Source organism: Pseudotabrizicola algicola, from assembly GCF_010915705.1.
Lineage (GTDB): Bacteria > Pseudomonadota > Alphaproteobacteria > Rhodobacterales > Rhodobacteraceae > Pseudotabrizicola > Pseudotabrizicola algicola.
Map to the genome: position 1 here is coordinate 121,396 of NZ_JAAIKE010000003.1, position 13,650 is coordinate 135,045.

General features: G+C 60.3%; 7 protein-coding genes. 5 read left to right on the top strand and 2 right to left on the bottom strand.

The window, feature by feature from the left end; translation table 11 throughout:
* Nucleotides 1-167 precede the first annotated feature (167 nt).
* Genes G3572_RS10315 through G3572_RS10325 form a run of 3 tightly spaced genes read left to right on the top strand, consistent with a single transcriptional unit; the run spans nucleotide 168 to nucleotide 4,527 of the window.
* Complete coding sequence (locus tag G3572_RS10315; protein ID WP_164611475.1) at nucleotides 168-617, top strand: hypothetical protein; 450 nt, start codon at nucleotides 168-170, stop codon at nucleotides 615-617.
* Nucleotides 614-2,383, top strand: coding sequence for a glycosyltransferase (locus G3572_RS10320; protein ID WP_164611477.1), 1,770 nt, complete (start codon nucleotides 614-616; stop codon nucleotides 2,381-2,383). The genes G3572_RS10315 and G3572_RS10320 overlap by 4 nt, the downstream gene beginning before the upstream one ends.
* The gene (locus tag G3572_RS10325) at nucleotides 2,380-4,527 is read left to right on the top strand and encodes a glycosyltransferase (RefSeq protein WP_164611479.1); all 2,148 of its coding nucleotides are present in this window, start codon (nucleotides 2,380-2,382) and stop codon (nucleotides 4,525-4,527) included. Before G3572_RS10320 ends, G3572_RS10325 begins: the two co-directional genes overlap by 4 nt.
* Nucleotides 4,528-4,769: 242 nt before the next feature.
* On the opposite strand, the gene G3572_RS10330 is transcribed toward G3572_RS10325, so the two are convergent.
* Nucleotides 4,770-5,888: a polysaccharide biosynthesis/export family protein gene (locus G3572_RS10330; RefSeq protein WP_354004016.1), complete on the bottom strand. Its 1,119-nt coding sequence runs from the start codon at nucleotides 5,886-5,888 to the stop codon at nucleotides 4,770-4,772.
* 336 nt (nucleotides 5,889-6,224) lie between these two features.
* On the opposite strand from G3572_RS10330, the gene G3572_RS10335 reads away from it, so the two are divergent.
* Both G3572_RS10335 and G3572_RS10340 read left to right on the top strand, forming a co-directional pair.
* Nucleotides 6,225-10,553, top strand: a complete 4,329-nt coding sequence (locus G3572_RS10335; protein WP_164611481.1) for a heparin lyase I family protein — start codon at nucleotides 6,225-6,227, stop codon at nucleotides 10,551-10,553.
* A gap of 26 nt (nucleotides 10,554-10,579) precedes the next feature.
* The gene (locus tag G3572_RS10340) at nucleotides 10,580-12,238 is read left to right on the top strand and encodes a CAP domain-containing protein (RefSeq protein WP_164611483.1); all 1,659 of its coding nucleotides are present in this window, start codon (nucleotides 10,580-10,582) and stop codon (nucleotides 12,236-12,238) included.
* Nucleotides 12,239-12,298: 60 nt separating this feature from the next.
* Here the strand turns inward: G3572_RS10340 and G3572_RS10345 are convergent, their stop codons facing one another.
* Entirely contained in the window at nucleotides 12,299-13,267 is a 969-nt protein-coding gene (locus G3572_RS10345) for a glycosyltransferase (protein WP_164611485.1), read from the bottom strand.
* Nucleotides 13,268-13,650 lie beyond the last annotated feature (383 nt).

Genomic DNA, 13,650 nt, shown 5'->3' on the forward strand with positions numbered 1-13,650 from the left:
TCACGCAAAACTCCTTTACTTCAAGGCCGATCGCCCCCATGCACCCATCGGTAAAGTCACTGGCTAGACCCCCCTTTTCTTTGTGACACGTCGCAGGAACACCCGTGAAAAGCCCCGAGCCAAAGCCTTCTGCCGCCAGTGCTGCCGTTGACGGTATTCCTGCGGCCTTGCTGGAGATGCAGCGCCGTAGCGAAGCCCAGTTCGTCGCTCTGAAAGGTGCAGAGCAGGAGGTGATCCGTCTGCAGGGGATGCGGCCGCAGCCTTTTGTCCGTCCGGCCCGTCCAGCCCTGATCCTGCGTCTGCTCATGCGGCTTTTGCCGCCGATTGCCCGGTTTTGGCATCTGCGGATTGTTCGGCAGAGTGGTCTTTTCGATGCCCGGTGGTATCTGGAAACCTATCCCGACGTGAAAGCGGCAGGGGCAGATCCGGCACTGCATTTCCTGCGTTTCGGAGCCGCCGAAGAGCGTGACCCCGGTCCTGGCTTTTCTACGCGGCATTACATGCGCCTTTACCCGGATGTGAAAGCAGCCGGGTTGAATCCGCTGGTTCATTACATGATCGCCGGATGGGATGAGAAACGCTCTATCCATCCTTTGATGCCAGAGGGTCAGGCATGATGGATCGCCAGAAAGACGTTGCGCGGCCTTGGCGCCTCCCTCGCCGCGTTGCCTATGTCGTGAGCCATGCGCGCCCTTGGTCGTCGAACGGTTATGCGGTGCGCACGCATGCGATGGCACGGGCGCTGGCCGCGGCGGGTCGTGAGGTCATTGTGTTCACCCGGCCCGGCCGGCCTTGGGACATTGAAGGCTTTTCATCCTCCACGCAGGTGGACATCGAACGCCGCATCGATGGGATACGCTATGTCTGTCTGCCTTTACGCGCGATTCCGGGTGCCAAACCTTCGGCGCGTCTGCGCGCCATGTCGGATGTCCTGACCGAGGCGTTCTATGCTTTTCGTCCTGCGGCGGTGCTGGCTGCCTCGAACTGGGAAACAGCAGAGCCAGCCCGCAGGGCGGCCGGACGTATGGGGGCCACGTTTTTCTATGAACAGCGTGGCTTCTGGGAAATGGGAGAGGCGCACGGCAATGCCGACGATGCGGCGCGGCTGGAAACAGAGATCGCACTTGCGGCGCGTGCCGTGTTCACCCTGAACGGGCCTATGCGTGACGAACTCGTTCGTCGCGGTATTCCTAAAGGGCGTGTTCATCTGGTGCCAAACGGTCTTTCGTCGCCGGGCAGGATCGATTCAACACTTGGCCGTGCCAGCATCGGGTGCCATTCTGCCCATCTTCTGGGCTATATCGGTTCGCTTTCCGCCTATGAAGGCGTTGAGACCCTGGTTGATCTTGTGGCGCTTTTGCGGCGGGGTGGTCCGGCGTTGCAGGCGCTGGATGTGGATGCTTTGGTCGTCGGTTCCGATGCGCCCAAGGGGTTGATCGGGACGGGGCCCGGCCCCGCAGAAAAGGCGTTGCGTGCCCGAGCGGCGCGCCTTGGTATCGCCGATCACGTGCATTTTGTCCCCCAGCAGCCCGAAGATGTGATCGGCAGCTATTATGTGCTGTGTGATGCCTTGGTGATGCCGCGTCGCCGGACGCCAGTGACAGAACTGGTGCCACCGATCAAACCCTACACAGCCGCGTCCTACGGCCTGCCGGTATTCATGACAGATCTGCCGCCATTGGCCGAGATCGCCGCCGAAATCCGCGGAACGCTTTTCCCTGAAGGTGACGTTCCTGCGCTTGCCACGCTGGTGCATCGGGCCCTTACAGAGGGACAGCCCTTGGCGATGCCTGGACCGGGTTCCGGTTTGACATGGGCGGATCGGTTACGCCCCGTGCTGAGGCATCTTGAGGATGTCGCAGAGGCAGAGCGCAGCCGCAACGAGCGGATGTTTGCGGGCCTTGCGATGTCTGCCTCGGCTTCCGGCGAGGCAAGCATGCCGTCACCACTTCAAGACCGTTTTGATCTTGGCATTTTGCCCGCTGTCGGACTGCGGGGGCAACTCGGGGGTGTGACCGAGGCGCGTATCGGCCCCGAACGGAAGGTAGAGATGGCTTCCGTCACCCGTCTGACCCGCAGCAACCTGCTCGATGTCCTGGCGACAGCAGAACCCGGGCGTTTCGTGATCGACTGGGCCGGGTTGAAATCGGCGAAAGGGCACGAGGCCGATGAATGGGCGGGGCTATGGTCCATCGATGATATGCGCCTGAACCGACAGATCATGGACGCGGTTCGGATTGCGATGTCACGTGGGTGGCGTTTGCAGGTGATCGGACCTGTCCATCGTTCCGAGGCGCCTCTGTTTCGCACGGTCGCGAATGTGATGGAGGAAGTTCTGCCCGAGGTGCCCCTGCCTGCCGTGGTGTCGGAGTCCCTGTCATGAAGGTGGCCATTCTCGCCGAGCAGAATTTCAACCTTATAGATGGATCGACCATCTGGTTGTTGAACGTTTGCAAACTCATGGGGCGGTTGCCCGATCTGGAGGTGACACTCCTTCTGTCGCATCCGTTGATCGACCCGATCCTTGCGGCCGAGGTGCCCGATCGGCTGCGCATCGTCGATGCGGCCGAAATGGCGCGAACGACGGGGCTCGGGTTCGAGCGGCTGACTGCGGATCATCTGACGGCCATATTGCGGCGGTGGGAAGCCACGGAGGGTGCCTTTGACCGCTATTTTGTGCGAGGGGCCGATTATCTGACCGTCCTGCTGGAAGATTCCCGGTTTCGGCCAAGGATTGTGGGTTACGCACCCGGCGCCATCCCCGATTTGGCTGTCGCCGAACCTGACTGGTTGCGGCTTGGCCGCGCGGCGCGCACGCCCCTTGTCGTGCAGAGCGAGCCTGCAAAGTGGGCAATGGAGTCTTTGTTCGACTATCCTGCCCATATCGTGCATGTCGTTCCGCCCATCGTGTTTCACGACGGGCAGGAAGCCGCGCCCGAGCGCGATCATGCCAAGACCGTGCTTTGCTATTCTGGCAAGATTGACCTGCATTACGGGATTGACTGGCTGATCGATCTTGCGCGCCGCGTGGCCGATGCGCCAGACCTCCGGATCAGTCTGATTGCTGGCAAAGACACATGGCGCACCCGTTATCCAGAGTTCTTTGCCGCGATGGATGCGTTTCGCACCGATGTTTCCGAGGGTCGGCTTGGCAATGTCGATCTGGTCACCGGTGTGCCGCATGCCGAGGCCAAGTCCCGAATGGCACGAGCCGATTTCGCATGGTGCCTGCGCCATGCCCGCTATGACGACGTTATCGAGATTTCGACCAAGATCGTCGAATTTTGCACGGCAGGCGTGGTTCCGATCCTGAACGATACGGCGCTGAACCGGGCCCTATTCGGGGACGATTATCCCTATTTGGTCGATATCGTCTCGGGCGATGTCGAAGCGCGCATGATCGACATGCTGCGCAGCAAGGGGGGGCATGCGCATCGCCGCGCACTGGCGCGGATTGCGGAGGTCGCAGCGCAGTTTTCGGCTGATCGCCTCGCCGGCTCCTTGGCGGCGGCTATCCGGGGGCACGCTGGCGGTGGCGTCGCCCTTGTGACCCAACGCCGGCATGTGTTGCTCGCCACGCATGACCCGAAGTTTCTGCGGTCATTCCTTGATCGGGTGCGCGGTGATGCGTCTATCCGTCTTGAACAGGAAACATGGCGCACGACCACAACGCCGGAGAACCCGCCGTCTGTGCCCGCAGGCGTTGATACGGTGTTTTGCGAATGGGCTTGCGAGAACGCGGTTTGGCATAGCCGGAACAAGCGCCCCGGAACCAAACTTGTGGTGCGGCTGCATCGTTTCGAGGCTTTCCGCGATTTTCCCAAGCGAGTGGAGTGGGGCGCAGTGGATGCCCTAATCGTGGTGTCTGATCACTTCAGGGATCTGATGGTGCAGCAGTTCGGCATTGATCCGGCGCGTATCCATGTCAGGCCGCAATACATTGATTGGCACCAGTTGCGGCGGCAGAAATTGCCCGGTAGCCGCTTTACGCTCGGGCTGGTGGGCATCAACCCCTTTGGTCACAAGCGGTTTGACCGCGCCCTTGATTTCCTGGCTGCCCTGCGCGCGCAGGATCCCCGATTTCGTCTCGTGGTGCGCTCGGTCATGCCTTGGAAAATTGATTGGGTCTGGAACCGTGACTCGGAAGAACGTGCGAAATTTGTCGAGGTGTTCCGCCGCGTTCAGTCCGATCCGCTCTTGGCCGGTGCGGTGCGCTTTGACCCTGCGGGGCCTGATATGGAGGAATGGTTTCGCGGGATCGGCTGCATCCTGTCCTCTTCAGACAGCGAGGGGTGCCACACTTCCGTGATGGAGGGGATGGCGGCGGGCTGCTATCCGGTCGTGCATGACTGGCCCGGGGCGCGCAGCCTGTTCGGCCCTTATGTGCATGCGGACATGCGCGATGCTATTCCCGAAGTGATTGCCTTCGCCGACCGATCCGATTGTTCTGAGGCCCGAGAACAGATTTCGCAAAGCATGCGGGGCCATGACATAGACGTGTTTACCCGGTCCTTTTTTCAGCTCTGAAGTATCGGTCCGCGTCTTTCGTCCTCAAGGAAATGTCCGAAGTGATTTTCGGGCGCAGACCAAGCGGGGTGCGATTCTGCCTCGAGCTTCAAAAAGCGGTCGTTTCCAGAGGGCGGGACGCCCTGCCGCAATGGGCATGGGCCAGCGAGAGGCTATGCTCGCCCGGAGATGATGCACGCGCGCGCCGGACCAAGGCGCCTCTGCCGGACAGATCACCAAGATCCGCCCGGCAGAGGGGCGGGTTAATTCGACGACACCGTGTTTGCCAGTCCAAGCAGCGTGCCGACCAGACCAAGCACGCTGCGGGTCGAGACGAGCGAGGCTTCGGTCACCAATACGGTATCCTTGGGGTTGATCTGGAAGGATCGGGCGGCAAACAGCCCTTCGGCTGTGGTCAGATCAAAAGTGAAGACCACCTGTTCGCGAGAGGGGCCGCTGCCATCGGCGCGCAGGGCAGATGACGGGTATTCGCGCAAGATCAGCACGCCTTTCGGATCGGCACGGCTCGCCTCAAGCCCGCCGATCATGGACAGCGTTTCGAGCGCCGTAATCTCGTCCTTCTCGAAGTAGATCAGGCTTTGCTGACCGGTGGCACCCAATGCGGTAAAATAGCGACGGTCCTCTTCGACCAGCACCTTGTCGTCACCGCGCAGCACCGCGTTCAGCGACGGGTTGGACAGCAACCGCTCAGCCGAAATCTCATACCGCTCACCCCCGCGGATCAGCCGGACAAGCGGGTTGCGCAATCTCGAGTCGATGCCGCCGCCGTGCGCGATCAGGCTGAGAATGGTGTAGTTGCGGTCCGGCAACGGGTACGTGCCGGGTCTGGCGACACCGCTGACGAGATCCACCGAGTTCTGTCTGCCCGGTTCCATCGAGAGCTGAACTTGCGCAGAAGGAATGATCGGAGCCAGCGCTTCCTGAATCTGGCGGCGGGCTTGGTCTGGTGTCTGACCATTGATCACAACATCGTCGAGGTAGGGCACGAATATGGCCCCGCTTGGCGAAACGGTCAGGTCGGCCATCTGCACCGCTTTTTGCGCACCAGAGGCAAGCAGCGAATTTTCCTGACTATCCCAGATCATCAGACTGATCCGGTCGCCGGGGCGGATCACCGAGCTGACCGGACCTTGGCGCGCCTCAAGCCAGCGATATCCCGCGACGCCGCCCGTTGATGGCCATTTGCGCAGGGCATCGACATTTTGTCGGGTCACGGGGACCACGCTGAATGCTGCTGCCTCGGGGTCCTTCATATTCAGGATTTCGGAGGACAGGGCCGCCCCGCGCGGTGCCGAACACGCGGTCAGCCCAACCGTGCCAACGCCCAGAAACAGGACTGTTGCGAACCTGTGAAAAACCACCTTCGGACTCCAGTCGGGATAAGTCAGCACTCTGTCTACAGGCGGGTTGCCAAAGGGGACAGTCTATTTCTTGTGAGAGACTGGGCCGATCGGGAGTTTTCCACAATATCTTTACTTTTCTTGCCCGCACGCATCGGCGACAAGCCGCCCGCTGCAAGGGAGCAAGACGCCAGTGGCTTTCCCCGAGTTCCATTTGAACGAAGTTTTCTGACCCTGCGCAAATCTGGCCCAAAAATTGCCTTACCGGCATGACCTGATCTTCCCGAGGGTCTTGGAACACAACCCTGAATCTTTCTGTTCGGACTCTGCCTTGCGCGCGTGAAATGGAGCCTGCTGATGAGTTTTCTTACCCAAGGCACCTATTTTTACAAAACGGCCGAGCAGCCTTGGAGCGCCTCAACGCAAGGCGATGGGACATATCGTTTTGAAGTCCGAGGCAATGACTACTACCGGAGCCCGACGAGTCCAGCCGCCGAACAAGACAGCGTGCAGGGCAAGAACCGAAGCGAGATTGTGACTCTGCAAAAGCTGCAGGAAGGCCGCGCGTTCGTTTTTGATTTTGACTTCATGGTGGAGCAGGGCGCGGCCAACACCGCCGACTGGCTGCTGCTGGCTCAGTTGCACCAGACCGAAGACACCAATCCCGATGGTTCGATCAGGGATGCTGCTGCCAGTCCTCCCCTTGCGCTACAGTTGCGTGGAGAGCGGCTGGAGATTGTGGGGCGCACCGATCCAAACCCGGTCACAGGGGTATCTCCGCCGAACATCCAGATGTTCCTCGACACAAATCCGATTACGCGAGGCAAGTTCTACAACATCCGCTTCGAGATGGTTTTCGACGATGCGGTGGGGGGCAGAGGCCTTTTGCGGGTCTTTCTCGACGGGACGCAGATTGTCGATTACCGGGGTCCGCTCGGTTACAATGACGCCGTCGGGCCCTATGCGCAGTTTGGCGTCTATCGCGCGAACGCCCCCGAGGCGCTCGCGGCGCAGTTCCGTAATCTGTCCCTGACATCGCCCGAAACTGCCCGTCCGTTGAACGGCACGTCCGGCAATGACTTCTTGCAGGCAGACCCGGTCGGCTTTCTGGAAAATGAGAGTCTCAACGGATTTGACGGCGATGATACGCTGGATGGTGGTTACGGCGCCGACACGATGAACGGGGGGCGGGGCAACGATACCTACATCGTTAACCACCTGCTTGATGTGGTGAACGAACGTCTGAACGGGGTGGACCAAGGCGGCCATGACCGGGTGCAGTCCTATCTGAGCTGGACATTGGGGCAGGATATCGAGGACCTGACGCTCTGGAGCGAGGCTGATCTCAACGGCACGGGAAATGCCAAAAACAACGTGATCCGTGGCAACACCGGCAATAACGTCCTGCGCGGACTTGGTGGCAATGATCGTGTCCTTGGCGACTCCGGAAACGATACGCTCTTTGGCGGAGACGCCGATGACACGTTGCTGGGCGGCAGCGGAAATGACCTGCTTTATGGCGATGCAGGCAACGACCGCTTGTTTGGCGAGGACGGCGACGATGTGCTGTATGGCGCGGCAGGCAACGATTCACTCGATGGCGGGGGCGGAAATGACACGCTTGTCGGTGGTGATGGTGACGACGACTACACGATCGGCCTAAGCACCGATCTGGTGATAGAGCGGCAGGGCGGAGGGCGCGATACGATCCGCACGTCGGTTTCCTATGATCCGGGTGCAGCGAACGATATCGAGGTTATTGGCACGACGAACCAGGGCGGCACGGGTGCAATCAACCTGTGGGGCACCGATCTTGCCAACGAGATACGTGGCAACCATGGCCGCAACAGCTTGTTCGGTCGGGCGGGCAACGATCTTGTCTTTGGGTTGGATGGCGATGACGTGCTCCAAGGGGACGGGGGCGACGACACCCTCTTTGGTGGCCTCGGCAACGATCGTCTCGACGGTGGTCTAGGCAATGATCTGCTGTATGGCGGGGACGGGAACGATCTACTGCGCGGGGCAGGTGGCAACGATACGTTGGAAGGCGGAACCGGTGCGTCCACGCTGGAAGGCGGGGCCGGAGACGATCAATACAGGGTCAACAGCACGGCCAGCGTGGTGCGGGAACTGGCGGGGCATGGCATTGATGTGGTGCGCAGCTCGGTTTCCCTTGACCTCGGAGCCGATAATGAAATCGAGTTTCTGAGCACAACCGATCAGAACGCAACCTCTGCGATCCACCTTTCGGGCGACAACAGCGCGAATGAAATCCGGGGCAACAATGGGGGCAATCGCCTTGCGGGGCTTGATGGTGATGATCGGCTCTTTGGCTATGGCTGCCACGATACGCTTGAAGGGGGACTCGGCAACGACAGCCTGCTGGGCGGCAACGGCAATGACAAGCTTTATGGCGGTATGGGCAACGACACCCTGTTTGGCGAGGCGGGGAACGACACCCTGCTGGGCGGTGAAGGCCATGACAACCTCATCGGTGGTAGCGGTGCCAACCTTATGGTGGGCGAAGCCGGCAATGACACGCTGCGCGCGGGCACAGGAGATGATCGACTGTATGGTGGGCTGGGCAACGACAGTCTGGTCGGCAATGCCAGCGGCAATGACGCCCTCTTCGGAGAGGCAGGGGATGATGTCTTGCGGGCAGGTGGAGGCCGCGACACGCTGGATGGCGGCATCGGGAACGACCTGCTTTATGCAGCGGCGACGGCGACAGTAATCTACGGCGGTGCGGGTCAGGATACGATTTTCGGCGGTGGGGCTGCGGATATCATGTCGGGCGGGGCGGAGGACGATATCTATTACGTGAGCCATTCCGCGACCCGCGTGATCGAGGCAGCGGGCGGTGGCTATGACACCGTGCGCACCAGCGTGAGCTTTGCGCTGGAAGCGGTTGCCGAAGTCGAGATGCTACGGGTCAACGATCAGGCGTCCACGGGTGCCGTCGATTTGACAGGCTCGAACTTCAACACCGAATTGCGTGGAAACAACGGCAACAATCGTCTGGATGGTCGGGGCGGGGATAATGTCCTGCGGGGCTTTTTGGGGGATGATACATATGTCGTTCGCAGCCTTGGTGACCGGGTGGTCGAGGCAGCAGACGAAGGCACCGATACGATCCTGACGACTGTCAGCTTCACACTGGGCGGGACAGTGTTTGTCGAAAGACTGTTTGCGCTCGATAATGCGGGCACGGCGGCCCTCGCGCTGTCGGGCAACCATTTGGCCAACGACATTCGCGGCAATGCCGGTGACAATCGACTGTCAGGGGGCGAGGGCAATGACACCCTGACGGCAGGTCTCGGGAATGACAGCATTTTCGGCGGCAACGGAATTGATCGGGCCGTCTTTGGCGTTGCCTCGACGGCGGTGAATGCAGTTTCAGCGGCCACGTCCCTGCAGTTGACCTCTAGCGAAGGGACGGACCTCGTTTCCAATGATGTGGAGTTTTTTGTTTTTACCGACCGGACCTTGACCTATGCCGAAGCAAGTTTGCTCCGGGCGCAGCCACTTCCGCCGGTAAGTCACGTTGTCGAGCCGGGGCTGACCATAAACGGCAGCCCGGCTGCCGACCGATTGTCGGGGTTGGGCGGTAATGACTGGATCACTCCTGGCACCGGGTCGGATACGATCGACGGCGGCGGCGGTCGGGACATGCTCAGTTTCGTGAACCTGCCAGACACACCGGGGCGCACGAATATCCAGTACCGGCTTGATCTTGATCTGACTGCTGGGCGTGCAACCACTTCGGGGCCAGACATCTATGAACTGAGCAATATCGAAAGGGTGACCGGCACCGTTTTCTCGGACCGGATGAAGGGCAGTGCGGACAGCGATGAATTGCGAGGTTTGGGCGATTATGACTGGTTTGTCGCGACAACCGGTGCAGATACCTATGACGGCGGCACCGGTGCCGATATGGTATCTTATGTCGATTGGCTCCACATCGGCCCTAATGAAAGCACTGACCCGCTGAGCAGCAATGGTCGCCCGCCTGCGGGCGCGTTTGTCGCCGGGGTTGTCGTCGATCTGGCGAACACGGCCAACAACACCAATCTGGCGTCGGGTCATCGCTTTATCTCAATCGAGCGCATCACCGGTACGAGCTTTGTGGATGTCTTCTGGGGGGACGGCCAAGAGAACGATTTCCGCGGCCTTGGCGGCTATGATTGGTTTGTAGGATCAAGCGGCGGACGTGAGCGCTATTTCGGCGGTGATGGCAACGATACCGTGACCTATTTCTATGCCAGTGAAGGGATCGCCGCGTCCCTGTCAAACGGGACGCGTGTCAATGGACAAGAAACCGGTTTCGGTACGGCTGGCGATGCAGCCCGTGATCTTTATGTCGAGATCGAGAATCTGGTCGGCACCAACCATAATGACCAGATCACCGGCAATTCCGGACGCAATATCCTGATGGGTCTGGGTGGCGATGACCTTATTTTCGGTGGAGCGGGCATCGATTTTCTCCACGGCGGAACCGGCAATGATGTCATCGACGGGGGCGCGGGTTCCGACTACGCGATCTTCACCGGACGCCATGACGAATATACCCTGGTCAAGACGTCAAGCACCTCTGTCACCGTCAGGGGGCCGGATGGCATCGATAGTCTGGTCAATGTCGAATACTTCCGCTTTGACGATACAGAGTTGAACATCTGGGGGCTGTAAACCTCTGGATCGGAAAGGAAACCAGAATGCCTACGCCTACTGCTTTCGAACAGGAACTGCTTGAGCTTGCCAATCGCGCGCGTGCGAATCCGGCTGGCGAGTTCGATGAACTGGTTCTGGATGCAGCCAATCGTGTCGGCATTACGCGCGACGTGAGCATGGCGCTGGCCTTCTTCAAGGTTGATATGGGCGTGTTGCGCAGCCAGCTTAACAGCTACGCGCCGGTTGCCCCTTTGGCATGGAACGGCGCGCTTGCGGTCGCGGCAGAGGCACATTCGGCACTCGTCATCCAGTTTGACACGCAGTCGCATCGGCTTCCGGGCGAGGCTGGCCTGCTGGAGAGAATCCGGGCGGCCGGCTACAGCAACATCGCCGCCGTGGCCGAGAATGTTTTCGCTTATGCGCGAGATCCTGTTTACGCCCATGCCGGCTTTTACATCGACTGGGGAAACTCGCCGACGGGCATCCAGCAGCCGGCGGGTCATCGGGATGCGATCCTGAACCGAAATTATCAGGAAGTCGGTATGGGGGTGCTGAGCGAAAATGACCCGGCGACCCGTGTTGGGCCCTATATCGTCACGCAGAACTTCGGCGCGCGCCGCGACTACGTGCAGCAGCTTGTCGGCGTTGTCTTCGATGACGCAGATGGCGACCGCTTTTATGATGCAGGCGAAGGGCTGGGCGGCATTGGCGTGACGGTCGCCGGAAGCCAGGGCAGCTATTCCACCACAACTTGGGCCAGCGGGGGCTATCAACTCGCCCTGCCCGCAGGCACTTACACCGTGACATTTGCCGGTGGTTCATTGCCCGGGGTGCACAGTCAGCAGATCACGATCGGGACCGAGAACGTCAAGCTTGACGTCAATAGCGGAGACTTGCGGCTGAACCCGTTCGATCTGCGCGGCGGAGACCGTGGGGACTGGCTCACTGCGCGGGAGATCGGTCATTTGATCGACGGGATGGCCGGAGTTGACATGGCGAGTTTTGTCGGAGCTTCCGAACGAGTCGTTATCGATATGAACAGTGGCACCGTGACAAGTGGCAGCCAGACATGGACGCTGCGGAACATAGAGAATGTGACTGGCACCATCTTTGGCGACATGATTACGGGTGATGCAGGCGATAACCTGTTGCGTGGTATGGGCGATTATGACTGGTTTGTCGGCTCTGGCGGCAATGATACATATGATGGCGGGACGGGGCGCGACACGGTTGCCTATTCATCGGCATCTGCAGGCGTCACCGCAAATTTGCTGACAGGGCGGGGAACGCTCGGGCAGGCCAATGGCGATAGTTACGTTTCCATCGAAAGCCTGACCGGTTCCAGCCATGCTGATCGGCTGAACGGCGATCATGCGAACAACGTTTTGCGTGGACTGGCGGGGGATGATTTCATCTTCGGCAATGGTGGCAATGACACGATAGATGGCGGCGCGGGGCGCGATTATCTGAGTGGAGGAGATGGCAACGACCGGATTACAGGTGGTGCCGGCAATGACACCATAGACGGTGGGCGCGGCTGGGATACGGCGCTGTATTCTGGTCGTGTGGCCGAATATGAGGTGCGCGCCAACGCGGACGGATCCACCAGCGTTTTGCACAGTCAAGGAAGCCGTGCCGATGCCATAGATCTGCTGTTGAACATCGAGGTGTTGCAGTTCAGCGATGGCCGTCTGTTCCTGTAGTTGACGAGGCATCGTCCAAAGTGCCCTTCTCCGAAGGGGCAGGATCCTTGGCGCAACAGATCAAAGACGGCCGATCAGGCAGGCCAGAAAAAGCGCGAACGTACCACTGCGGCTTTGTCGATAGACGCCAGATGCCCATAGCGCCTTCAAGCGCTTCCAGAGTGGGCCGCGCCGCGCCTCGGCATAATGGTCAAGAACCTCCGCCGCTTCTGGTGTGAAGCGGTGTCGCGACGCGGCAAGCGCCCGAAGGTTCACATCATTCCAGGCAGAAAAGCGGCGACCCATGATGAACAACATTCGATGAATGCGTCCGCGCGCCGACGTATTTGCTCCAATCGCATTTCTGCCGTGTTGGCGGTAATGCAGAACAGGGTCTGTATCGCGCAGAATCTTGCCGCCGCATGCGGTCACGATCTGATAGAGCCACCAGTCGTGAACGGCTGCCTCTCGCGCCTCGGTTACGGCCACGCGGACGATTTCTATCGCGGCACGGTTCAGAACCATTGTGTTGCCGCCCCCGACCGATTGCACCAGCGCATTGCGGAACGACGGAGGACGGCGAAACAACCGCGAGACCCGATGCGCGCGAAGGTTCGCGTCGCATATCATGCTCCGCGCGCAGTATAGTGCAGGCTGGGCTTCGGGCAGAGTGGCCAAAGCGGCGCGGGCGCGGGCCAGCTTTTCGGGGAACCAGACGTCATCTTGATCCGAGAGCGCGGCAAGCGCCGTTCCTTCCGGAAGGTTGGCGATCAGGTGGAAAAAGTTGCGGACCAGTCCCTGTCGCGGGCCAGTAAGCACCGTCACCTGATGCGGAGAAGACCCGTGTTTCCACCGTTCTGCCGCCCGAGCCAAGATGTCAGGGCTTTCGTCCTTCGAGCCGTCATCCGAAGCGATCAGGTCCCAGTTCGGATCGGACTGGACTGCAAAACTTTCGAGTTGGTCTGCCAGATGGGCGGCACCGTTGTAGACCGCCATCAGAATGACGATGCGCGCGCTCTCGTTCACCCCGGTTTCAGCTTGGCGCGTCACTTGCCGTTCCTCGTCTGTTGTCCTTGGCCCGCCTATCACCGGCACCGGCAAAAGGAAACTGTGCCGAGGTGCTTGATAAGCCGGATTGGGCGAGCGCGGCCTCCGCGTGCTTTGTTCAGAACAGGGACAAAGCCATCTTGGCTGGACGTTTTCGCCGGCCGTTCCGGTTTTCTCCGGTGTGGGCGTTCGCCTGTCAGGGACGCGTAAGCCAAACGCCATCGCAAAATGGTATCGGCCACGACCCTGCCCAACATCGACAGACCCAAATGGGGCAGGCCGTTTGGCCAACCCGTTCGGGCCTGCAAGCCCACGCGACCAGACAACCCGCCAAGGCGCAGACCTCGCGCCACGCAGGTTTACCCCATCAACTCTCGACGCCTTCG

What these genes read in the sequence shown, in the direction of transcription:
- G3572_RS10320 (WP_164611477.1), top strand. Translation starts at nt 614, where the DNA reads ATGATGGATCGCCAGAAAGACGTTGCGCGGCCTTGGCGCCTCCCTCGC.
- G3572_RS10325 (WP_164611479.1), top strand. Translation starts at nt 2,380, where the DNA reads ATGAAGGTGGCCATTCTCGCCGAGCAGAATTTCAACCTTATAGATGGA.
- G3572_RS10335 (WP_164611481.1), top strand. Translation starts at nt 6,225, where the DNA reads ATGAGTTTTCTTACCCAAGGCACCTATTTTTACAAAACGGCCGAGCAG.
- G3572_RS10340 (WP_164611483.1), top strand. Translation starts at nt 10,580, where the DNA reads ATGCCTACGCCTACTGCTTTCGAACAGGAACTGCTTGAGCTTGCCAAT.